At 63.3% G+C, this 19,111-nt stretch carries 27 protein-coding genes; 4 read left to right on the top strand and 23 right to left on the bottom strand.

Annotation, left to right across the window (positions count from 1 at the left end; translation table 11 throughout):
• The first annotated feature begins 1 nt into the window (after nt 1).
• Complete coding sequence (locus AC1RLU_RS24235) at nt 2–427, top strand: hypothetical protein (protein ID WP_492798669.1); 426 nt, start codon at nt 2–4, stop codon at nt 425–427.
• A 72-nt stretch (nt 428–499) separates the two neighbouring features.
• Here the strand turns inward: AC1RLU_RS24235 and AC1RLU_RS24230 are convergent, their stop codons facing one another.
• The 18 genes from AC1RLU_RS24230 to AC1RLU_RS24145 all read right to left on the bottom strand — a co-directional run bounded on the left by AC1RLU_RS24230 (nt 500) and on the right by AC1RLU_RS24145 (nt 12,743).
• On the bottom strand, nt 500–973 hold the full coding sequence (locus AC1RLU_RS24230; protein ID WP_492798668.1) for a hypothetical protein: 474 nt from the start codon (nt 971–973) through the stop codon (nt 500–502).
• 70 nt (nt 974–1,043) lie between these two features.
• Complete coding sequence (locus AC1RLU_RS24225) at nt 1,044–3,242, bottom strand: phage tail protein (protein ID WP_492798667.1); 2,199 nt, start codon at nt 3,240–3,242, stop codon at nt 1,044–1,046.
• Nucleotides 3,242–3,832 (bottom strand): hypothetical protein, encoded by a 591-nt coding sequence (locus AC1RLU_RS24220; RefSeq protein ID WP_492798666.1) that lies wholly within the window; start codon nt 3,830–3,832, stop codon nt 3,242–3,244. Before AC1RLU_RS24220 ends, AC1RLU_RS24225 begins: the two co-directional genes overlap by 1 nt.
• Before the next feature lie 96 nt (nt 3,833–3,928).
• Nucleotides 3,929–4,249, bottom strand: coding sequence for a hypothetical protein (locus AC1RLU_RS24215; protein ID WP_492798665.1), 321 nt, complete (start codon nt 4,247–4,249; stop codon nt 3,929–3,931).
• A 30-nt stretch (nt 4,250–4,279) separates the two neighbouring features.
• A complete protein-coding gene (locus AC1RLU_RS24210) occupies nt 4,280–4,717 on the bottom strand; it encodes a hypothetical protein (protein ID WP_492798664.1) in 438 nt (145 codons plus the stop codon).
• Nucleotides 4,718–4,773: 56 nt separating this feature from the next.
• The gene (locus tag AC1RLU_RS24205; RefSeq protein WP_492798663.1) at nt 4,774–5,703 is read right to left on the bottom strand and encodes a major capsid protein; all 930 of its coding nucleotides are present in this window, start codon (nt 5,701–5,703) and stop codon (nt 4,774–4,776) included.
• A 9-nt stretch (nt 5,704–5,712) separates the two neighbouring features.
• Nucleotides 5,713–6,474 carry a hypothetical protein gene (locus AC1RLU_RS24200; RefSeq protein WP_492798662.1) on the bottom strand — a complete coding sequence of 254 codons (762 nt, stop codon included), beginning with the start codon at nt 6,472–6,474 and terminating at the stop codon, nt 5,713–5,715.
• Nucleotides 6,475–6,675: 201 nt separating this feature from the next.
• Nucleotides 6,676–8,250: a portal protein gene (locus AC1RLU_RS24195; protein WP_492798661.1), complete on the bottom strand. Its 1,575-nt coding sequence runs from the start codon at nt 8,248–8,250 to the stop codon at nt 6,676–6,678.
• Nucleotides 8,250–8,474, bottom strand: a complete 225-nt coding sequence (locus tag AC1RLU_RS24190) for a hypothetical protein (protein WP_492798660.1) — start codon at nt 8,472–8,474, stop codon at nt 8,250–8,252. Before AC1RLU_RS24190 ends, AC1RLU_RS24195 begins: the two co-directional genes overlap by 1 nt.
• A 94-nt stretch (nt 8,475–8,568) precedes the next feature.
• On the bottom strand, nt 8,569–8,985 hold the full coding sequence (locus tag AC1RLU_RS24185; RefSeq protein WP_492798659.1) for a hypothetical protein: 417 nt from the start codon (nt 8,983–8,985) through the stop codon (nt 8,569–8,571).
• Nucleotides 8,985–10,604, bottom strand: a complete 1,620-nt coding sequence (locus tag AC1RLU_RS24180) for a hypothetical protein (RefSeq protein WP_492798658.1) — start codon at nt 10,602–10,604, stop codon at nt 8,985–8,987. The genes AC1RLU_RS24185 and AC1RLU_RS24180 overlap by 1 nt, the downstream gene beginning before the upstream one ends.
• Nucleotides 10,601–10,822, bottom strand: a complete 222-nt coding sequence (locus AC1RLU_RS24175; RefSeq protein ID WP_492798657.1) for a hypothetical protein — start codon at nt 10,820–10,822, stop codon at nt 10,601–10,603. The genes AC1RLU_RS24180 and AC1RLU_RS24175 overlap by 4 nt, the downstream gene beginning before the upstream one ends.
• 69 nt (nt 10,823–10,891) lie before the next feature.
• The gene (locus AC1RLU_RS24170; RefSeq protein ID WP_492798656.1) at nt 10,892–11,080 is read right to left on the bottom strand and encodes a hypothetical protein; all 189 of its coding nucleotides are present in this window, start codon (nt 11,078–11,080) and stop codon (nt 10,892–10,894) included.
• Nucleotides 11,064–11,324 carry a hypothetical protein gene (locus AC1RLU_RS24165; RefSeq protein WP_492798655.1) on the bottom strand — a complete coding sequence of 87 codons (261 nt, stop codon included), beginning with the start codon at nt 11,322–11,324 and terminating at the stop codon, nt 11,064–11,066. Before AC1RLU_RS24165 ends, AC1RLU_RS24170 begins: the two co-directional genes overlap by 17 nt.
• Entirely contained in the window at nt 11,324–11,545 is a 222-nt protein-coding gene (locus AC1RLU_RS24160; protein ID WP_492798654.1) for a hypothetical protein, read from the bottom strand. Before AC1RLU_RS24160 ends, AC1RLU_RS24165 begins: the two co-directional genes overlap by 1 nt.
• The gene (locus AC1RLU_RS24155; protein ID WP_492798653.1) at nt 11,545–11,799 is read right to left on the bottom strand and encodes a hypothetical protein; all 255 of its coding nucleotides are present in this window, start codon (nt 11,797–11,799) and stop codon (nt 11,545–11,547) included. Before AC1RLU_RS24155 ends, AC1RLU_RS24160 begins: the two co-directional genes overlap by 1 nt.
• Nucleotides 11,799–12,107, bottom strand: a complete 309-nt coding sequence (locus AC1RLU_RS24150) for a hypothetical protein (RefSeq protein ID WP_492798652.1) — start codon at nt 12,105–12,107, stop codon at nt 11,799–11,801. The genes AC1RLU_RS24155 and AC1RLU_RS24150 overlap by 1 nt, the downstream gene beginning before the upstream one ends.
• 228 nt (nt 12,108–12,335) lie before the next feature.
• Nucleotides 12,336–12,743 carry a hypothetical protein gene (locus AC1RLU_RS24145; RefSeq protein ID WP_492798651.1) on the bottom strand — a complete coding sequence of 136 codons (408 nt, stop codon included), beginning with the start codon at nt 12,741–12,743 and terminating at the stop codon, nt 12,336–12,338.
• A gap of 377 nt (nt 12,744–13,120) precedes the next feature.
• On the opposite strand from AC1RLU_RS24145, the gene AC1RLU_RS24140 reads away from it, so the two are divergent.
• Both AC1RLU_RS24140 and AC1RLU_RS24135 read left to right on the top strand, forming a co-directional pair.
• Nucleotides 13,121–13,459: a hypothetical protein gene (locus AC1RLU_RS24140; RefSeq protein ID WP_492798650.1), complete on the top strand. Its 339-nt coding sequence runs from the start codon at nt 13,121–13,123 to the stop codon at nt 13,457–13,459.
• Nucleotides 13,460–13,873: 414 nt separating this feature from the next.
• Nucleotides 13,874–14,755, top strand: a complete 882-nt coding sequence (locus tag AC1RLU_RS24135) for a hypothetical protein (protein WP_492798649.1) — start codon at nt 13,874–13,876, stop codon at nt 14,753–14,755.
• 253 nt (nt 14,756–15,008) lie between these two features.
• On the opposite strand, the gene AC1RLU_RS24130 is transcribed toward AC1RLU_RS24135, so the two are convergent.
• Both AC1RLU_RS24130 and AC1RLU_RS24125 read right to left on the bottom strand, forming a co-directional pair.
• Nucleotides 15,009–15,824 carry a hypothetical protein gene (locus tag AC1RLU_RS24130; RefSeq protein ID WP_492798648.1) on the bottom strand — a complete coding sequence of 272 codons (816 nt, stop codon included), beginning with the start codon at nt 15,822–15,824 and terminating at the stop codon, nt 15,009–15,011.
• Between the two features lie 152 nt (nt 15,825–15,976).
• On the bottom strand, nt 15,977–16,189 hold the full coding sequence (locus AC1RLU_RS24125; protein ID WP_492798647.1) for a hypothetical protein: 213 nt from the start codon (nt 16,187–16,189) through the stop codon (nt 15,977–15,979).
• 93 nt (nt 16,190–16,282) lie between these two features.
• Here AC1RLU_RS24125 and AC1RLU_RS24120 point away from each other — a divergent pair, with 93 nt between their 5' ends.
• Nucleotides 16,283–17,032 carry a hypothetical protein gene (locus AC1RLU_RS24120; protein ID WP_492798646.1) on the top strand — a complete coding sequence of 250 codons (750 nt, stop codon included), beginning with the start codon at nt 16,283–16,285 and terminating at the stop codon, nt 17,030–17,032.
• On the opposite strand, the gene AC1RLU_RS24115 is transcribed toward AC1RLU_RS24120, so the two are convergent.
• Genes AC1RLU_RS24115 through AC1RLU_RS24105 form a run of 3 tightly spaced genes read right to left on the bottom strand, consistent with a single transcriptional unit; the run spans nt 17,029 to nt 19,111 of the window.
• Nucleotides 17,029–17,775, bottom strand: a complete 747-nt coding sequence (locus tag AC1RLU_RS24115; RefSeq protein ID WP_492798645.1) for a hypothetical protein — start codon at nt 17,773–17,775, stop codon at nt 17,029–17,031. The two genes, AC1RLU_RS24120 and AC1RLU_RS24115, sit on opposite strands and share 4 nt — an antisense overlap.
• The gene (locus AC1RLU_RS24110) at nt 17,772–18,221 is read right to left on the bottom strand and encodes a hypothetical protein (RefSeq protein WP_492798644.1); all 450 of its coding nucleotides are present in this window, start codon (nt 18,219–18,221) and stop codon (nt 17,772–17,774) included. Before AC1RLU_RS24110 ends, AC1RLU_RS24115 begins: the two co-directional genes overlap by 4 nt.
• Nucleotides 18,218–19,111, bottom strand: a complete 894-nt coding sequence (locus AC1RLU_RS24105; protein ID WP_492798643.1) for a hypothetical protein — start codon at nt 19,109–19,111, stop codon at nt 18,218–18,220. Before AC1RLU_RS24105 ends, AC1RLU_RS24110 begins: the two co-directional genes overlap by 4 nt.

Genomic DNA, 19,111 nt, shown 5'->3' with positions numbered 1-19,111 from the left:
CATGCTTCGCCGAGACCAGCCCCTCGAAATACTGGCTGGACTGCCGATCGGCCTCGTCCTGGATGAACGGGCGCAGCAGCGCATCGCCGGCCTTGCCCTTGTTCTTGACGTATTCGCGCGCCGCGGCCTGAAACTCAGCCGGCCGCCCGTCGAAGTCGTTTCGAAGCTGAAGCAGCTCCTGCGAGATGTCCGTCTTGATCGTCGCAAGCGCGCTCTGCCGGGCCGCGGCGTTATAGAGCTTGTCCCCCCTCGTGAACTCGCCACGCCACTGCACCTGCAGATTGCCGTCCGCATCCTTCGTGACGGCCTTCGCACCCTCGGCCGCATGATAAGGCGCGGCCGCCTCGTCCAAGGCTGCGCCGAACGCACCGACTGCCTTCGCGAGATCGGTGTAAGGCTGCGCCATCCGCTCGGCGCTGATGGTTGATGTCGGCGTGGCAGCGAGCCCCGGCTTCGGCCGGCGGGCGCCTGATGCTTCGAGAATGTCGACCATGGCGCCCTACGTGAACTTGCCGGGCAGACCAGCGAGCTCTTGCCCGAGAGAGAGGATGTTGCCCGCCTGCCCAAGCATCGCCGTGGTTCGGGCAGTCTGGCCGCGAGCCCAGGCCGCAGCAGCGTCGCCCTCCAGCCCGAGCGCCTTCAGGCGCTCATTCGACACCGCTACCACGCGCGCCCGGTCGCTGATCTCCCGCGCCTTATCGGCAATCGCGAAAGAAGTCGGCGAGTCGAAACGGACATTCTGCGCCGACCGGATCGCCGAGATGTTGTTCATCGTGTCGTTGAATTCCTCGCGCAGGGCCGCGTCCGTCTGGATCGCGCGAACCTTGCCGGCCTCGGCCGCCATCTTGAGCTTGACGGTTTCGACCTGCGCCGCCGTCTTCGCTTGGATGCCCTGTGAGATGCCGCCGGCAATCTGCAAGCCCTTGCCGGCGATGCTTGCCCCGGCCATCAAAGGTGCTGCAGCGGCGCCCATGTCGTCCTCACACGAATTTCGATGGGACGAACCTGCGGCGGAGCGGCACTACCTGCACCGCACACCCGAGTTAGATCGTGACCTCTGTGGTCATTTCCAGGAGCGTGAGCGCGCCGGGCAGCTCCTGCTTCAGGCTCCAGCGCGGATCGAATGCGCGACCGGGCAGCCGGGTCCGGTAGACCTCGTCACGCAAAGCCGGCGCAACCTCCTCGTTTTCGCCCCCGCGATAGAAGGGGACGAGGTATTCGCCGATCTTGAGAGCCTGAGAACGCTGTACGGTGACGCCGATCTGCTTGATCCGCCGCGGCCGGAACCGCTGCCGGCGAGCCTGGCCGCCCTCGACATGCGGCACGAACGGCTCGACCTCGACCTCGAAATTGAACCCGCCGTTCAGACCGACGACGTTCTGGACCGGGATCACATCCGAGAGAGAGCCATCCTCCTCGACCGTATAGTCGCCCCGGTACCAGCCGTTGCGCTCGACCGAGAGCATGGTGCCCGCCGCCCAGTTGAACGAGAACGACTCGTCGAGAGCCAGCGGGTCGCCGGTCTCCAGTTCGAGATAAACGCCCGGCGAGAGTTCAAGCGCATCGCCGCCATCGCGCGCGGCAATGGCCTGCGTGGCGTCGAGGAGAAGACTGTCGTCAAAGACCTCGACAAAGCGCACGGTTCCGGCATCGGTCTCGTATTGGGCCGTGACCACGACCGAGTCGCCGCCAGACGCTATCCACTCGATCGTGCCCTTGCCGTCCCAGGGCACCCAGCCAACCCAGCCGCGCGTCGTCGGCGCCTTCTGGTACCGACCGACCGCAAGCGTGCCGTCCGCGTTGCCAATGTAGAGATACCGTTCCGGCGCCGAGACATCCGCAGTGCTGGTCGCGAGCGATGTGGGGGATCGGATCAGCGACGAGTGATATTCCGACAGATCTTCGACGATATAGGGCCGAGCGGTCTGGCCGGTGCCGATGATCGCGAACACCCGCGTGCGGGCGCTGTTGATGAAGATCAGGCCGTCCGTCGTCGAGCGCGGCCGAATATCCGAAGACGGGTCATCCGAAATTAGGCGGAAGTCGATCGAACCGGGAATGAGCGGGTTCGAGACCGAGACCGGCACATAGTAATTGCCCTTGTCCGTGAACACGAACTCGTCGGCGCCGCCGACCACATCGAGCACCAGGCAGTTCTCCGGCACGAACTCGAAGATCGCATCTTCCTTTTCCGCGCCAATGCGGAAATCGTTCAGCGTCCCGGTCGACGACCAGACGATGGCCGCGCCGGCCTGCGCCAGTTTGCAGAAGATGATCCGCTGCACGTCCTTCGACACGCAGCCCGGCCAGCCCCTGAAATTGGACATGAGCGCTTCCGCCCACTGTGTCGTCGCGACCGTAGGACCGTCCGCCTGGCTGGTGACCTTCATCTTCGAACGCGGGCCGGCCACCAGTTCGTCGACGGTGAATCCCGACCAGTTCTTTTCGACGAGCACGCGGATGGTCGCGCCGATGATCTCCATGACCTGGCCGCGCGCGCCGCTCGACACGCCCTCGACCACATCGCCGACCTGCAGGCCAGAGACATTGTCCATCGCTACGTCGAAGGTCGGAGGCAATTCTTCAATGACGGTGCAGTTCGCTACGTTCGAGCTCGAAACGCTTGTGATGCGCAACTGCCGCCCGGCATAGGTGAACACCACGCCGACATGACCGGCGTTCAGGATTGACGCGGAAAACGTCGCTGTGATGCCGCCCGAGCGCGCGGACGGACGCATGGTGATGCCACTGCCCAGATAGAAATTGTGGAAGGGCTGGCGGGTTGACCCGTTGGGATCGACCGAAAACGAGAAGACCGAGGCGGCCCACGAGTTCCCCAAGCGATCATAGGAGAAGACCTGCGGCCGCATGCTCTGGTGAGCGAAAATGACCGTGCCGCCGCTCTCGACCCAGCGGAGATCCTTGAGCATCTCCGCTGACCAGGGCAGTCCGGTGAACTTCAGCGCGAGGGTCTGGCTATCCGATCGGAAGGTGATGCTGCCGGCCTCGATCTCCATGTACCATTCGATGCCAGCCGCCGGGCGGACCTTCTCGCAGATGCCCGTCGTAGCGAAGAGGGCGCGACGGCCGGGCCGGCGGCGCAGGCTGCGGGACGCGAGAATGCGAACGTTGCGCGCCCGCCGCAGCCCGGCACGCATGATCTCGGTATCGTCCGCACGCAGGGCCGTCTCATCGATCTGCCCGGCGGAGAAATCACGCTGCGCGACGATCTGCGCGTCCATCAGCGCACCATCGAGCGGGAGCCGCGGCCCAAGCGCCGGGCGGCCGAGCGCGATTTGAACATGGCGCGCGGCGGCTCCTGCCGATCGAGAGCCGACCGCGCCTCCCCAAGCATCGCTTCCACGTCCGCGTCGCGGCGCCGGGCGTTGTCCGTGTCCTCGTTGTAGCCGCGGAGGATGTATGCCTCCGTCTTCATCGTCACGAGCTCGGCGAACAGGAGCGGCCACTGCCCAGGCGACGGCGCGCGCACATACTTCACCGTCACGCCCTGATCGAAGCAGCAGCACAGCTTCTGGTCGACGATCTCAAACTCGATCGGCCGGCCGCTCGCGAAAGCGTTCTCCACCAGCAGGCAATCGCTCGGAAGCTGATAGGCGTACTGGTAGCTTTCATGCGGCGACGACGGCAGCAGGCCGGCGAGCGGCGTGCTGGTGTTGGCGAAATTCCACTGATGCCGGGGAAGCAGGAACTGAAGCGCGCGGCGATAGGCCGGCTCGGCAGCCTGCCATTCGGAAGACCCGTCAAATTCCACATTGACCCGGTTGTTGCCGGTGTTCTGCAGAGCGTCTTGGATGACAGTGATCCGGTCCATGGCCGAACGGTGCGGCGATCGGCGACGCCGTGCACCGCACATGAGAAAGGCCGGGCTTGCGGCCCGGCCTCTGCATTCCCCCCGGCCGAAGCCGCGTCAGGTATTCGGGGAAGTCGTCGCGTGACCACCGCCGAGCTCGGCCGCCTTGGCCTCGGCCGCCTCCTTATCCCAGCCGCTTTCCATGATCTCGCCATTGGCGGTGTCGATCACATTGTACTTGCGGTTGCCGGCGTGCTCGACCTTGTAGCGAGGCTGAGACGGGCCGGCGTTGGGATCGCGATCGGCCTTCTTCACGCGCGGGTCGGTGTAGGAATAGCGCTTGGGGTCGTGCAGCATCGCCTCGCGCGCATCGACCGCATGCATCTCATGTTCGACGACCTTGTCGCCGTCTTTCTCGTAAACCTTGACCTTGGTCATCGACCCGGCTCCTCAGTGTCACCGACCGCGTTAGCGGCCGGCGTCGTTCGACAGGAATGCGGTGTAGTTGATGGAGGGCGTGGTGCCCGCGACGAACGTGTAGGCGCGGACGTAGCGATAGGTCACATCCGCCTGCTCGTTGGTCACGCCGATCTCGTAGCGCCCGACGACGGAGTCCTTGCCGCCGCCATCGCGCACCTCGGTCGCGCCGAGATTGAGCATCGCCAGGTTCTCGATATCGGACGCGAAGGTCGCCGAACTCGAACCCTGGATGATGATGTTGTATTCCTCATCGTTCGAGACGATGTCGAGCGCGCTGACATCGATCACGACCGTGCCGTCGAAGCGGCCGGCGCCCATGTCGAGGATCTTGGCCGCGCTGGCGACCTGCGCCGCGGCGGAGGCGGTGACCGCGCCTGCATCCTTAAGCTGGAGCAGCGCGTCGAAGGTGTAAGTCCGGCTGCCCATCGGGAGCCCCCATCAATTCGAGAAGTGGTGACGGGGCCGAAGCCCCGCCGTCGAAATCAGGCGACGATCGCCGCGTTGGTGATCGAGGACAGCCGGGTCAGGCTGTACTTGTGCTCGTCGACGAGGCCGACATCCCAGGACAGGTGCGTCCGGTAGGTGATGCCGTTCTCCAGGAGGCCCATGTCCTTGAAGGCCATCGGGCGGATCTGGATGCCCTTCAGGCCGCCGTCACGGAACGAGACGATGTAGATCGACGTGGTGACGGCGCTGCCGCCACCGGCGCCGACCTCGTTGAAGGGCAGCATCGCCGCGTGATCGTCCTTCTGGTAGCCCCACAGGATCGGGAGGCCGGCGTAGGACATCTTCGGCTTGCCGATCTCGTCCCAAGACTGCATCACGAAGCCGGTCAGCGAGGTCGTCCGCGCCGCCTGAATCCAGAGCGGCATCGTCGCGAAGTCCGCGATGATATGCGTCGGCTGGTTCGTGTTGGCGATCGCCTGGTCCAGCTTCAGCAGCGAGAGCGGGCCACCACCGGAAGCCGAGTTGTTGACGATCGTCCGGTTGAACTTGGCCGAGCGGCGCTGCAGACCGTCGAACACGCGCGGGTTGCTGGTGTTGTCGCCCTTCAGGAAGGTGTCGACCCAGAGGCGACCGGCCGCGGCCATCGCCATGGTTTCCTCGCGGGCGCGGCGCGTCTCGCCGTAGCGGTCCACGATCGCGCGGTCCACGTCGAGATCGTGGTCGACGATGTAGCTCGATTCCTGGAAGGGCGAGAGAACGCCGGTTCCGGTGGTCGACGGCTCGTTGATGCCGCGGAAGCCGACCGTGGGAAGTGCGGACTGCCGGAAGCCCTCATAGACGGAGCCGGTCAGGCCATCGAACGGGATCGCGCCCATCACGTCCGAAGACGTGGCGAACATCTCGATCAGCGGGCGTTCCGGGGAATCCGTCCCGAGGCCCTTGGCGTATTCAACAAGCGTCTTCATTGTGGCCCCCTATCGTGCGCCAGCCTGCGCACGACGCGCAGAAACGAGTTTCTCGGCCGGCGACATCGCCGCGTATTCCTCTTCGGACGGCGCGGCCTTGCCGACATCGCGCCCGCCCTGCGTGAAGCCGGGCGCGTTACCGCCGGAGGCAAGGCGCATGACCTTCTCCAGCGTCTCGACGCCCGTCTTGAATTTGGTGATGCCGCCGAACAGCACAGCCGCATCGGGGCCGAGCTTCGCGTTGATCCAGGTCTCGACCGCCTTCTGGCGATCGGCGCCCTTGGGGCCGAGCTGTTCCATCTGCTGCGCGAAGACGGCCTGATCGGCCTTCGACTGCGCGACCTGCATCTGGGCATACGAGCCGACCAGCTTCTCGAAGCCGGCCTGATCGAGGCCGAGATCATGCGCGACCTGCCGGCCGAAGCCGAACATCGGGTCCTTGTCGTCGAGCTCGAAGGTGACGCCTTCGCCGAAGTCGAGGCCTTCCGGCAGCTTCAGCTCGTAGGCATCGGGCTTTTCGGGAGCGGCAGCGCGCTTCGAGTCCTCGCCAGCCTTGAAGGCGGCGAGCTCGTCGAATTGCGCGCGAAGATCGGAACCCTTGATCGCCTTGCCGTCGCCGTCCCAGAACTGCTCCGGCAGCCAGTCAGGCCGCTCAGCGGACGGGGACGCGGCGAGCGGCGCCTCGGGCTGGGCTGCCGGCGGCGTTACCACGGGCGGCTCGCCGGAGGGCGAGATCGGCTCGGGCGTCGCGGGGCTCGGCTGCTGCGTCATGGGTGTCCTCGGGGACGAAGTTCAAAATGTCTGACGCCAACCTGCGGCTACCCTCGGAATCGTGCACCGCACATGTCGGGGCGCCGAGCGGGAGGACATTCAGAACCTTGCGCCGGAGCCACAAAGCGATGCGCTGACCGTCCCCCGCGACGGCGCGATCGGACAGCACGCGACCCCACGCCTGCTCCAGTTCTTCGTTCGTCATACCGGGGGCGCTCCGCCTGTTGCCGGGCCAGGGCCGCCGCCTTCAGCGCCACCCAGGAGCGGGCCGAACTGCTCGATCGCGGACTGGACCTGCGTCGCGTCGCGCAGCACCACGATCTTGTCGCGGAGCTTCTTCTTGATGTTCGCGAGCGTGGCGGAACCGTCGATCTCGACCGCGGCGGTCTGGCTGAAATAGGCCTGCGCCATCTGGAGGATGCGGCCGGCGACCTGCACGTCCTGGAATTCCTGCGCCTGCTCGGTCGGATCGTACGGCGTGAGGGCGACGGTCTTCCCGTTCACCTCGATCTCGTCGATGACGCCGCGGGCCTTGAGCAGATACTTGAACCGCAGGAACAGCTCGGCCGGGCCTTCCTTGAAGAAGATTTCGCCGGGCGTGCCGAGGCGGCGCTTGGCGCGTTGGATCTCGTCGAGCCACTGCTCGGCGGTTGGCGGCGTCTTGCCCTGCTGCTCGGGATAGTCGGCAAAGAACAGGCGCTTGATCCGGCGCTCGATGTCCTGCGTGACGAACTCGGCAAAGCTCACGTTCGAATCGAACGACAGGCGCTCGATCGGCGGGCTCTGCCAGGGCCGGGCCTTGTAGCCCATGCCCGGCTCGATGCCGTTCTCGAAATTCATCACGCCGTCGTCGGAATAGATGAACGGCGAGTGGATCTGGAAATCGGCGTTCTCGATCTTGAGCGCTTCCGTCTCGTCTAGGCGACGCAATTCCGGCAGCGCCTGCAACGCGGGGCCTTGCCCGAACGGGAACATGGTGTCGGGGTTGAAGCGCCAGACGATGAACGGGCAGGAGCCGGCGCCCTCCAAGACAGTGTCGAACACCTGCTTGGTGTCTACGCGGATGACGTGCTGCCAGCAGACATCGTCATTGCGCTCCCACAGGCGCCACCAGCCCCACGACAAGACACAACGCTCGTTGCCCTTTTCCTTGATCTTCTTCTGGATTTCGGCCGGGAGATCGATGCCGGGCAGCAGCGCCGGAAGGTGACGATAGCGGGTGTGGCGCACGATGAACCGATCGTCGATATCGCCATACGGCCCGATGTTGATCTCCATCTCGCGCAGCGGCACGGCTTGCGAGACGATCGGCTCGTGCGCGCGCAGGTCGGACACCCACAGCCCGGTCGTGCCAAGAGAGGCGTCCGGCATATAGGCAAGTGCCAGCGCCGCGTAGAGGTTCGACGCGCGGATGGCCTCGAAGATCGTGGTGGTCTGCGCCGACACCTGTTCCTCGATCTCGCCCCATTCTTCTTCGGTCAGGTCGATGCCGCGCTGCTGCTGCGCCCATTCGATGATCTTCGGGGTGAAGGTGTTCAGCAGTTCGGTCGCGAAATCCTGCGCGAGTTCCATGCCGATCGAAATCTGGAGCTCGGCAACGTCCGTCTCGCGCCCGCGATCGGTCTGCGCGCTCTGCGATGAGACATCCCGGCAGCGCTGCGGCGCCGTGAAGAAATAGCCCTCGCGCAGGTCGATATCGATCTGCGACTTGAAGCGCCGGCAGTCCTGCAGCCGCTGCGCCGCTTCCTTCTCCAGTGGGGTCTTCTCGCCCGCCATCAGCGGACCTGCATGGGAGCGCGCGCACCGCCCCCGGTCAGAAGCGACCGAGTCCCGTAGACGCGAAGCAGGCGATTGGTGTCACGACCGAGTGCATCCTGAAGCGCTGTCGCCTGCGCGGTATCCGCAACGGCCTTCTGCGTGTCGAGCTCTTCCTTCTGAGCGGTCGCGGTGACCATCGCCTGACGGCGCTGAGACGAGCCGCTGAACATCGATCCGCCCATGCGGTGCCTCCTATCGTGAGGCTCGCAAGATCAGGCGCGACGCGCGGGGCTGCACCGCACACCAAGTAGTGAGTTTGGGACGGGTGGGACAAAGCTACCAGTCAGCGACCACCGCACCCTCGGCCAGGCACGCGCGGAACAACGCATCCGGCCGAAGCGGTTGGCGTTTCAGGCCGACGAGATGGGCGATCGCCGGCACGCACCAGAAGCCGATGCGCGCCCATGGTGCCCGCTCTGGCCCGGGCTTCATCGCCAGCGTGACGTTGCCGGCGCGCAGGTCGGACACCAACTCGTCAGCGCCCGGGCAATTAGGCAGGACCGCGATGCGCGTCCGCGTCATGCTGACCTCATAGACGACCCAGGTGTTTTGATCCGGCAGCAAGCCGAGCGCGAGGACATGCTTGAAGCGGCCCCATGACAGCCATCGTAGCCAGCGGTGCGGCGTCTTCTCGGTGAAGATGAGGAACCACATGTCCGGTTCGACGCCGATCCTGCCGCTATCACCCGCCATCAGGAGACCCGCCGCAGCGAGCGCCGGCCCTGATGGGCCTTCACCGGCGCGGATGGCCGGTTCGATGGGCGGTCGCGGCCGGTCATCACCGAACCCTCGCCCGCGCCGAGCAGCAGATATTGCAGAGCGTCCGCGATGTCGGAATACCGGTCCTTCACCGGCTCGACCTTCTGGAAATCGCCCTTCTTGAAGTGATAGCCGCCTGCCATCGCCATCTTGAGCGTGCGGCAGCCCGGCGAGAGCAGGAAGCGCGGCATGCCGTCCCGCATCCCGTTCAGCACGAACTCGACCGCGCCGACGCGCGTCTGGATGTTGTTCGAGGGGACCGGCGCGGCCGTCACGCGCAGGCCATGATCGGCGAACACGTCATAGGCCGTGGCGTCGTCCGACTGGACCTTGTCCTGGCCTTTCGGGTCGCCATAGAGCTTCAGGCGCCCTTGCCGGCAAGCCTGCTCAAGCTCGAACTGCGATTCGCCCGCCAGCAGGCCGGGGCAATTCTCGAACAGCCATCGCCGGACGCGCGGCGCGAAAACGCTGGCGCCCTGATCCACGCCGACGAGCTCGCCGATGATCTGCCACCGATCGTTGATGAGCTGCCCGATGACCGCCGCCGGCCGCCGGCCGAAGTCGAGCCCGACATAGACCGGCCAGTTCGGATTGTACCGCAGCGCCTGCTTCGCGACGTGCGTCTCCTCGACGAACATTGGCCAGACCGGCGAGCCATCGATCGGCGCCGTGATCCGGTTCATGATGCGCGAGTCGATCCAGCGCTTCGTCTTGCCCTTGATCGTTTCGAGGTAGAGCGGCCGCCCGTTGATCTTCGGGATCCAGTGCAGGTTTTCCGCCTTGACGTTCAGGCGATACGGCTCGTCGGGGTCAAGCGTCTTGCCATCCGGCCCGAACTGCTCGACCAGCCCGGTCGGCTGCACGAAGTAATCCCAGCCCTCCGGCCATTGGAACTGCTGCCGCTCATCGTCCGGCATGTCCTCCGGCAGCGGCACCTCGCCCGTCATCATCACGACCCAGTTGTCTTCGGACGGCGCGTTCATGTCGCCGAAGACGCCGCTCCAGGTCGCGCCGCCATCCTTGATCGCCGGGAAGTAGCCCGCGCGCGATTCCGCCTCGTCGAACAGCTCTTTCGGGATGTATTCGAGCTCGTTGAACCAAATGCCGGTCCATTCCGTCGATCGGAGCTTGGAGACATCCTCCGGCTTGTCGAGCGCCAGGAACACCGCCTCGCAACTGACCTCGCCCTTGCGCATGTGATGCACCATGGGCTTCGAGTTGATGAAGCGGCCGAACTCGCGTTCCGGGAACCAGGCCTGCCACGTCTTGACCGTCGACTGCGCCAGATCGGGATAGGTGTTGCGGACGATCGCCCAGCGCGTGCGCCGGAAACCATCCGGCCCCGGCGCCTGCTCGCATGCCCGCCGCCATATCTCCTGACAGCACATTGACGACGTGCCCGAGCGGATCGGGCCGCGGATGATACGCACCCGCGCGTTCGACAGCATGAACCCGCGGAGGACCGCGCCGTCAGGCCGGTAGATTACGCGGCCGTGCTCGTCGCGCTCGATCGCGGGCGGCAGCGTCAGGAGTTCGTCGTCGGCCGTGGTCATAGGCGGTCCAGCGCGTGAAGCCGGAAGTGCTCGGCAATCCAGAGCGCGTCCTTGCGGTTCATCTCGCTCGACCGAACGACAAGCTCTTCGCTGTCCTTCGTGAAGCCGACGATCACGACCGTCTCCCAGTCGTATTGCGCGGCGCCCTGAAGCGCCTGCTCTGGCGTCAGATTGGTGCGAGCCCATGCCGATGGGTGATTGACGATGTTGTCGCTCATTCCGGCGCGCTCTCGGGTGTGGGCTTTGGCCGCGGGAACGCGATCACGTTCGACGGCCAGGCGATGCCGTTACCCATCGCTCGACTCCGGTGCGATCGGCTGGCCATCCGGGCCGAGCAACGGGGCAGGCGCCTCCGGTTCGGGGGCAGGCGCCGGCTGCACAGGCTGGGCCACCGACTGCGCGCGCAGGCCGGCCATGTAGGCGTCCCACGCCTCGCGCTCGCGCTTCTGCTTCACGAGCTCACTGCTGGTCGGCATTGGCCACCTCCACGAACTTCCCGGCCGCGAACGCCACCTGCGACACCACCGCCGGAATGCCGCCGTCCATCACAACCCAATCGCCGCAGGCGACGACGCGACCACCGACCCGCAGCGAGCCGCACAGCCCATCACCCTCCGACCGACCGAACGGCCCCGCGAACCGAGCCACATCCGGCCCGTTCCCCACGAACCGCATCGCTCGGACCCGCCGGCCCTCGTGCTCGTAGGTGCGCGGCTGCATCACAGCGGCTCCAGCTTGCATTCGATGAAGCGCTGATGCCGCGTCGCGCGCAGCGTGAAGACTGCTCGAACCTGATCTGCGTCGGGAACGTCCGGCCCCTCGACCGTCAGGATGATGGCTGGCGTCAGATCGTCATTGCGGACACTGGTCACCCGCACGGCCTCCACGCCGGGGAACAGCATCTCCGCGAGGAGATCGCAGTCGACCTTGATCTCGGCCATCAGAAAAACCTCGCCTTGAAGCCCGAGGGGAACTGAAAGCGCTGCCTCTCGATGCGACGGTCTACGGGCGTGGGGCGCACCGGGCCCAGGTCGCGCTCCGGCAGGATGTACCGGCCGTCCCGAACGATCACACCGCGCATCGCGCACGGGCAGAGAGGCTCGCCGGGCCGCGGGCCGACGCAGTTGCAGGCGTGCTGACCGTCGACATTCGCGACCGCCGCCTGCTTTCGAACCGCTGACCAGTCGTCGATCATCAGCGCACACACGCCGCTTCCGGCGTCACATCAGCAGCGAACTGACGCGGTCGTGACCACCCGATGACGCCCGTCACCAGCCGTCCGTCGATCCGGTAGATTTCCTGGCCGCGCGCACAGATGCGGACGAGCTCAGCACCCGACCACATCGCGCGCACCGCCTTTTGGTCAGCCCGCATGCGATCACGGTCGTCGAGCCCCGAAGAGACCGCCCAGCCGACCAAGCCGATGGCGATCGCCAGACAGAACAGCAGACCGGGCGGCCTCAAGGCCCACGGCACATACCCAGGCGGGGATATTCCGAACATCACCGAACCTCGCGAATGTCTGAGGGCTGAAAAATCTGGAGAACCGGCCCCGGATGTTCCGAGGGAAAGTTGTGCGTGTGGGGGAGGACGTGACACATGGCGCGCCCATTTTGCCCCCCGGCCCGCCCCAGCGAGCGCGCGCAGGAATCGAGGGGGTGGCCTCGATCCGAAACGTGAGCGGGCGCCCATGCTGCAGTGCAGCGGATGGCCGATCGGAGCGTGTTACCCTTAGACATCGGTAACATCCTCATGTCTTATCAACGGCTTAGCCCCATCTGCACTGCGATTTGTGATCGCACGAGGGCCTTCAGCATCACCGCGCAGGTCGATCACATAGCCCGCGATCACGTTCTGACCGCCGTTGATCGTGATCCCGCCCTGCTTCTCGTCGCCGTCGAGCTGCCTGGCCGCTTCGAGCGCCACCTTGGCGAGCGCCGCGGGCGCATGAGGGTCAAGCCCGCGATTACGGATGGCGCGACGCAGGAGAATGTTGCGCGCTCGTTCGCTCTCGCTGAGCACCTCCATCTGCCTGAAGTAATGCCTTCGGACGGCAGGATCGGAGATGATGAGGCGGGCCCGCTTGACGCGGAGACCGGCCTGCTTGGCGGCAGCCGGCAGTTCCTCGCCTTCGATCATGAGCTCGATGAAGGCCTGGACGCGCTCGCTGTTGAGGAGCGTCTTGCCAGAGGTTGCGAGGGCCGGAGGCTTGGTTGAGGTGGTATCCATTCTCTGCCATCGCTGCCGCTCGGCTGCCTCGCTGGTCGCTCGTCAACGAGAAGAGGAACGAGCGCGGGCGAGGCTGTGGGCGCGAGGAAGATGGCTCGGGTTGCGATTGGCGGCACCGCACATGGTCTGATGGCTGGTGCGCGTATCGCACGCGCGGGACGATTATCGCTGCATTGTCAATGACATGAGGTGATGCGCAGTTGGGCGCTAGTTGGGCAGGCCGACGCTCAAATCCGCCCGATGTGCGGTGCTTGACACGAAAACGATGCGTTATGGATCGTAACACAATGGCAGGGCGTCAGACCGAGGCGATGGCGGCGATGAAGCGCCATGTGATGAGCTTGCTGAGGCGTGGCTTGGTCTCACAGGTCGAGGCGGCCCAGATCGGCCGGGTGAGCCTGATGACGGTCTGGCGATGGTGCAAGCAGGCCAGGCTCAATCCTGATGCGGCGCGCTCGGCTCGCATCGCAGCCATGATGACCAACGCCGAGCGGGTAGCTGCCGGACAAGGCGTCCGCGACGACACCGAGGCAGAGCATCATCCCCGCACCGGCCCGAGCAAGGCGACGCTGCGACACCTGCACGATCGCATCATGGCCGAGAACGAGAAAGCCCCGCCGGCTTAGGGCGGGGCTCATCGACGAGGCCGGGCTCGACACCGGCTGCACCTAAACTATACCCCTGCACCGTCTGGGTATCGGGGTCCAGTTCCCCGAGCCACCGCTTTCGCGGGATTCTTACTGGCGTGCCATCTCAACGGGATCGCGCGTGTCCTTCCACGCCGCTCGTCGAACTGAAACTGGTGACCGACCCCAAGCTCGTTAAGGGTGCCGGTCTCTCATCCCCGCTGAGCACACAGCCTAAGCCGCCGAGGCGAGATGCAGCCTATATGCTCGGGTCTGAGCCGGGGTTCACCGCACACCGCGTGTCACAATGTTGCTGCTACGGGCAAAGCCCAAAACCATCTCATTCTGAATCGCGCCCGAATTGAGATACTCAGCTAAATTGTCAATGTCGGACGATTCGCGAGCAAATTAGCGATGAGTGATCCAGGGCTCCGTCGAAGAGTTGAGCGACTGCTTGCCGGCGAATTTAGGCAAGAGCACTTTTCGCGACTGTTCTTGCACGTCCGCGCTCACAACGATGGGCGCGAATCAATCCGAGAGGTCGGGGACTTTGTCGCGCACCGTGATGAACGTACCAAAGGGCCTATAACTCGATCATTGCAGGAAAGCTTTGCCATCGTCTCTTACCACTCAAACAGCATTCGCAAATTGCCGCCTTATGAGCTATGGAGACTTCCCTCGTTTATGCCGCTCTACCTAAGCGCCACAGCTCGGCGCTTGCCTGAGGCTTATATTCGTCAACAGATCGGCTTTTCTGCCGGCGCCACCCACAAGCACCTGGGAGGAATTCTGAGAAAAATGACCCCAAACGGGGATGGAACTTTTGGTATAAATCCCCCGCTTACTGGAAAAGAAATAAAGCTTCTTACGGTCCTTACATCGATAATGGCATTTACTCCAGCCTTTGATCCCCCCAAATTATGCGAGGATATGACGGCTGTCCTTCGTAGTCAAAATCTACTCCTAAAATCGGAAGTCGAGAAGTTTAGCGAACTTGAAACGATCATTGGCCTTTTTGCAGTATCCGCAATGCATCGCACAAAGATCGTTTTCCCAAACGGCTCGGAAAATACATTGATTGGGCACCTGGACGCAAATCATCAGCCGGCGCTCACGATTACAGGGGCGGCCCCAGTCAGCAACGTGGGAGAGCCAAACGAGGTGAGGCTAGCATTCACCGTCTTCAGCGTTAGCGGACCGATCGATGTCTTGGTTGAGGAAAATCTCGCCGCGCTGGGTGCTTGGGATGACGTCGAGTTTGAATTAGCGCCCTCGGGGCGCTTGATGGGCGTCTGACTTCAACTGCGCCTCCAGGTGGAGCAGCCTCTGCCTCGCGTTTCGCCACACACGTTCAACCTGCTCAGTCAAAGATTCGAGATTACCGACAGCTTCACGAAGTGCGTTGAGGCTGGCCTCATTCAGCACTTTCGACTGGATATGATCGTCCGTCCACATTGTGATGCCCCAAGCCAAGGTGTGAATTGAGGGTATTGAGATTGTTGTACATTTCACCGCACATCGCGCATTCCTAGGCTGGCTTCAGTGGCTATTAACCCGTTGTCGCCAGCGCGAGAGCAGCTCGTAACCCTTCCGCCTTGGGGAGTATTCTGGAGGTGGTCTTTCCTCCGATCGAGAGCATAATGCGATCGAACAGCCAAGCGAGCTTCAGCCAAATTTTAGGGTCGTCGGTTGCTATCAGTTCATCGCTAAGCCGAGTTGCGATGCTGCCAAGAGCTGCGTGACCGGAAATCGTCGCTGTCTCAGTCGGAAGCGTTAATCCGTAGCGCTGATTGAAGAGCTCGAGCGCCTCTTTGCGGATCGGATGCTCGGTGAGAATTCGGTCCCAGAAGCGCGGCGTAAACGGGTCGAGAAAAGTCTCTTCATCGGAGATAATGAAATCAGTGCCATCGGGCACCGGGAGCGTGGGCACATCAAGCAAGATGCGCGGATAACGCGCTACCTTGCTTTCTAGATGATATGCGCGGTTGAGCGCCGGTCCGAAAACGATATCTTCGTCGTGAAAGATTTGTCCGATCGTCACCGCCCCGCGTAGCCAAAAACCTTGGGCAGCCAGGCCCAACTGGGTGATAGCCAAGCTCTGCAGAATCCCTTGGACATCGCTCCGATCGAATGGTTTGCTGAAAACGACATTGTCAGAAAATGTCGTTAGTCGAGCTCGCTGTTCACCAATGTTCCCAGCGTTGGCGTTGAACGTACGCACAGCGGAAGCCAATCGGGCAATGCGCCGCGAGTTCTCCCCCGCCGCGGCAATCGCGTTTTTCCAACCTAGAATGTCAAAAAATACGACCAGGCGGCGTTCATAGCGAAGCTCCCCGAACCCCAGATCTGCTTCGTGTAAGATCATTCAGCAGAAACCATATTAGATGGAAACTGGGTCAGATTTCCAAGGCGCGCCAATGCCCAGTATTGGTCTCGAAATCTCATGCTTGCCGAATCCATCATAGCCATTGCAGCCTCAAATCATGCGGGCGAGCCGCGCCGCTCATTCCATGCCGGCTATGGTTGCGTTAGCGATGCGCGGCTCATCTTTTGCCATTCGAGATCCTTGTGATCCCGATCGCGCTCGGCGGTCATCAGGCAGTTGGCGAAACCGTCGGTGCCGCGCTTGAACCCGAAGCGGTCACAGTTCGCTTCGTCACGCGCCTGCCGCTCCTGTTGGCTAACACAGCCAGAGGCGAGCAAAGCGAGGATGAGCATGGCGGCGCGCATCAGCCGAGATTGTCTCAGGTTTCAGCACCGGTCAAATTCGACTCGCCTCGAACGCGCATTTGCTTATCGTTCCCTTGGGGAAGGGGCAATCACATGAAAATCGCGTTCGCTGTGCCGATCGGAGCACTCATTCTTGCGTCGTGTGCGTCGGCGCCGCCGCGGCCACAAGATCTAATTCCGGTCTGGCTGGTCACAAATTCAGTCAAGTGCGGACTGGCGCTTGCGCTCGAAAAGGAGCGAAGCCTGCCGGCGGAATATCGCAGGCTGAAAGGGAATATTGCGACCGTGCAACTGAAGCTGAAGGTCGCCCGCACAAATACTGCTGGCATCAACGCAGGCGGATCCGGCATTGTCGCCTTCGGAGGCACAATTGCTCCGAGTATCTCCTTTAGCTCTAGCCAGGCTTGGACAGTCGATACGACGCTGAATAGCTCCTACAAGCTCGATGCTGCCAACTCTGAAGTCTGTAAGGCAGCTTATCTCGATTCAGAATTGGCTAATGGCCCGGCGGACATGTTTGGATTCTCTCAGTGGCTCAGCGAGCTTTTGGTCGATCTAAGCAAGGTCTCGCTTGAGAAACCCACCGGGCAGCTCGCCAAAATCACTTACGATGCAACGATCGGCGTCACGACAGAAGGCAAGGGCGGCGTTACGCTGAAGCTCGCCTATTTCGACGCCGGCGCATCCGCGTCCAGCACTCGCGTCGACACACAGCAGTTGACCGTTGTGATCAGCGGCGCGCCCGTCAAGCCCGCCGCTGCCGACAAGCCGGAAACCCCAAGCCGCGGGCTTGGACCTATGATATTGCCCCCAAACTTGAGCACCATTCGGCCTGACATTTAGCGAGCGCGACGAGCCTTCGGGGCTTTAGTTCCCTGCTCGAGCTTTTTGCGCTCGGACGCGATCTCGGCGCGGATGCTTTCCAGTTGGTAGATCACAGAGGCATTACTGTTCTGAGCCACAATTGCCGCGAACCAATGCGGTTTATCAGGGCCGAGCAGGCCTTGGAGGAAGTCCAGTCCGGCATCGGAGCGCAATAGCTGGGCAAGCGCGTCGGCCGATATGCCTCCCGCGGTATCGAGCCAATACTGCGCGGCGCGATTGGAAACGCCCGCGCGTTGGGCGAGGCTTACTGCGGTCTTCGTTGGCCATTTCCGCCGGGCGACCGAGCAAACGGATTCGCACGCCGTCGACGGGCCTTCCGGGTCGCTAAGAAAAAGCATACCCGATGCATATTCCAGCGCCTGGCCGGCGGGCAGAATGGTGCCGTCCCGTTGGCGGTAGGCGTCCGCCGTGATGCCCAGCTCTTGCTGAACCTCCCGAAGGAGCGTTGCTGCTTTCGCTTCGCCCGGCATCGACTTTTGGATGGCGGCCGACATGGCCAGCACGATCGCTGAAAGCGCTACGCCGAGATCGTCAACACCAACCGTGCGCCCAGGAGGCGTTTTCGGCAGAGCCCATCTCGCGTCAATCTCGGCCGCCTTCAGGTCTAGCAGGGTCGCCTCGATATCACGACGCAGGTCCTCGGGTACGGAGGCGAATTTCAAACGGGCCATCAGGTTCTTGACGTTGTCGTTGCGCTTCATCGTGCTGATCCTTGCTTCCTCGCGGCCCTTTTCGCGGCGCGAGCTCTGTTGAGTTTCATGATGGCTGCGGTGCGCTGTTTCTCGGACAGACGCGCCCACCAGATTTGCCCGCCCTTTCGGCCACGATCGGACAAGGTTTTTAGGCGCGGGCGATTCTTCGCTTTGATTTCGTTCGACTTTTCGGGGCTCGGAGCAGGGCTCCGACGCGGCCTCACATCGATCTCCAGGCCAAGCGCTCCCAACACCAGCGGCAGGCTGTCTCGCCCGATCGATCGAGCGTTTTTTGCTGTGGGGTTCGTGAGACTGGCTTCCAGTTTCCCTTGGTAGCCTGTCGGTAGGCCGGCGATTTCATCCACGGCCAATTGCGAAAGGCCGAGCTGGATTCGCCTTGCCCTAATCGCTCTGATCAGGTCCTCGAACGTCGTAGCCGCCGGCGCCGCGTTCATTGCGCCGTCCTAGTGAAGAGGGTTGCATCCACCCACTGACCGTCGCGGTGCACTGCAAACTCGGGCTCCTGAGGCGCGGCGCAAGGTGAACTGAGATCGAACGGATCGACATAGTCGGCCATGAACGGCTCTCCACGGGCCGCTGCAGCCGATGCTTCCTGGTATAGATCGCCGAAGGTCTTCTTCCTGACCCGAGACTGTAGCCATTCCGGCTTGAAGCCCCGCCAACCGTTCGCGATCATCGCATCGGCCGCGGCGTTGGGGTCTGGCGCCATGGCCAGGTTCTTCCCGAGCTGCTCCGCCGCGTACGGCGTCAGCCGCGCCTTCATCAGCTCGCGGTGCTGGTAAATCGCCTCGGCCCGCCTTGTGCCGACGATTGGTGTCAGAATCGCAACGACCTCGTCCTTTCGGCTGGCTGGCTTCGCCGAGTGGTCGCGGTGCGATCGGCTATTCCGAAGAGACGTAGTCTCTGAGGATATTTCCTTGTTTTCCTTTCTTTCTAGTTTGTCCCGCTCTTGTCCCGCAGTCGTCCCGCTCTTGTCCCGGTCGGGGAGGGCAACCCGCTGATAATCGTCGTAGTTGTTGAGCGTGACGAGCGGCGTTCTTGTCCCGCGTTCTCGCGAAAGCATTTCGTGCTTTTCCAGTCGATCAAGGTACCGATCGACGCGAGATTTGGACCACTGCCAAGCGTTCGCCAGGAAGCGGACGGCGTGGCAAAGCTGCCCGCGCTGAAGCTCGATGATCTTGCCGTCGGCCCGCCGTGCATGCGCTTTGTAGGCCGCCTCCGACACGAGCCAGAGCCAGGCTTCACGCTCGCTGAACGGTTCGTCGGCGAACGCGGGATGATCCCAGACACCACGATCGACCGCGAAGACGCCGCGCTCGCTCAT

This window comes from Allobosea sp. GW822-FHT05A11 (assembly GCF_058800455.1).
The sequence above is the reverse complement of the archived record's forward strand: the minus strand, read 5'-3'. Positions and strand labels throughout refer to the sequence as shown.

Coding starts and splice junctions, on each gene's coding strand:
- AC1RLU_RS24230 (WP_492798668.1), bottom strand. CDS start 973: ATGGGCGCCGCTGCAGCACCTTTGATGGCCGGGGCAAGCATCGCCGGC.
- AC1RLU_RS24175 (WP_492798657.1), bottom strand. CDS start 10,822: ATGAGCGACAACATCGTCAATCACCCATCGGCATGGGCTCGCACCAAT.
- AC1RLU_RS24170 (WP_492798656.1), bottom strand. CDS start 11,080: ATGCCGACCAGCAGTGAGCTCGTGAAGCAGAAGCGCGAGCGCGAGGCG.
- AC1RLU_RS24150 (WP_492798652.1), bottom strand. CDS start 12,107: ATGTTCGGAATATCCCCGCCTGGGTATGTGCCGTGGGCCTTGAGGCCG.
- AC1RLU_RS24195 (WP_492798661.1), bottom strand. CDS start 8,250: ATGGCGGGCGAGAAGACCCCACTGGAGAAGGAAGCGGCGCAGCGGCTG.
- AC1RLU_RS24115 (WP_492798645.1), bottom strand. CDS start 17,775: ATGAAGCGCAACGACAACGTCAAGAACCTGATGGCCCGTTTGAAATTC.
- AC1RLU_RS24145 (WP_492798651.1), bottom strand. CDS start 12,743: ATGATCGAAGGCGAGGAACTGCCGGCTGCCGCCAAGCAGGCCGGTCTC.
- AC1RLU_RS24185 (WP_492798659.1), bottom strand. CDS start 8,985: ATGGCGGGTGATAGCGGCAGGATCGGCGTCGAACCGGACATGTGGTTC.
- AC1RLU_RS24125 (WP_492798647.1), bottom strand. CDS start 16,189: ATGCGCGCCGCCATGCTCATCCTCGCTTTGCTCGCCTCTGGCTGTGTT.
- AC1RLU_RS24130 (WP_492798648.1), bottom strand. CDS start 15,824: ATGATCTTACACGAAGCAGATCTGGGGTTCGGGGAGCTTCGCTATGAA.
- AC1RLU_RS24180 (WP_492798658.1), bottom strand. CDS start 10,604: ATGACCACGGCCGACGACGAACTCCTGACGCTGCCGCCCGCGATCGAG.
- AC1RLU_RS24135 (WP_492798649.1), top strand. CDS start 13,874: ATGAGTGATCCAGGGCTCCGTCGAAGAGTTGAGCGACTGCTTGCCGGC.
- AC1RLU_RS24110 (WP_492798644.1), bottom strand. CDS start 18,221: ATGAACGCGGCGCCGGCGGCTACGACGTTCGAGGACCTGATCAGAGCG.
- AC1RLU_RS24215 (WP_492798665.1), bottom strand. CDS start 4,249: ATGACCAAGGTCAAGGTTTACGAGAAAGACGGCGACAAGGTCGTCGAA.
- AC1RLU_RS24165 (WP_492798655.1), bottom strand. CDS start 11,324: ATGCAGCCGCGCACCTACGAGCACGAGGGCCGGCGGGTCCGAGCGATG.
- AC1RLU_RS24140 (WP_492798650.1), top strand. CDS start 13,121: ATGGCAGGGCGTCAGACCGAGGCGATGGCGGCGATGAAGCGCCATGTG.
- AC1RLU_RS24160 (WP_492798654.1), bottom strand. CDS start 11,545: ATGGCCGAGATCAAGGTCGACTGCGATCTCCTCGCGGAGATGCTGTTC.
- AC1RLU_RS24155 (WP_492798653.1), bottom strand. CDS start 11,799: ATGATCGACGACTGGTCAGCGGTTCGAAAGCAGGCGGCGGTCGCGAAT.
- AC1RLU_RS24200 (WP_492798662.1), bottom strand. CDS start 6,474: ATGACGCAGCAGCCGAGCCCCGCGACGCCCGAGCCGATCTCGCCCTCC.
- AC1RLU_RS24120 (WP_492798646.1), top strand. CDS start 16,283: ATGAAAATCGCGTTCGCTGTGCCGATCGGAGCACTCATTCTTGCGTCG.
- AC1RLU_RS24225 (WP_492798667.1), bottom strand. CDS start 3,242: ATGGACGCGCAGATCGTCGCGCAGCGTGATTTCTCCGCCGGGCAGATC.
- AC1RLU_RS24205 (WP_492798663.1), bottom strand. CDS start 5,703: ATGAAGACGCTTGTTGAATACGCCAAGGGCCTCGGGACGGATTCCCCG.
- AC1RLU_RS24220 (WP_492798666.1), bottom strand. CDS start 3,832: ATGGACCGGATCACTGTCATCCAAGACGCTCTGCAGAACACCGGCAAC.
- AC1RLU_RS24105 (WP_492798643.1), bottom strand. CDS start 19,111: ATGAGCGAGCGCGGCGTCTTCGCGGTCGATCGTGGTGTCTGGGATCAT.
- AC1RLU_RS24210 (WP_492798664.1), bottom strand. CDS start 4,717: ATGGGCAGCCGGACTTACACCTTCGACGCGCTGCTCCAGCTTAAGGAT.
- AC1RLU_RS24190 (WP_492798660.1), bottom strand. CDS start 8,474: ATGGGCGGATCGATGTTCAGCGGCTCGTCTCAGCGCCGTCAGGCGATG.
- AC1RLU_RS24235 (WP_492798669.1), top strand. CDS start 2: ATGCTTCGCCGAGACCAGCCCCTCGAAATACTGGCTGGACTGCCGATC.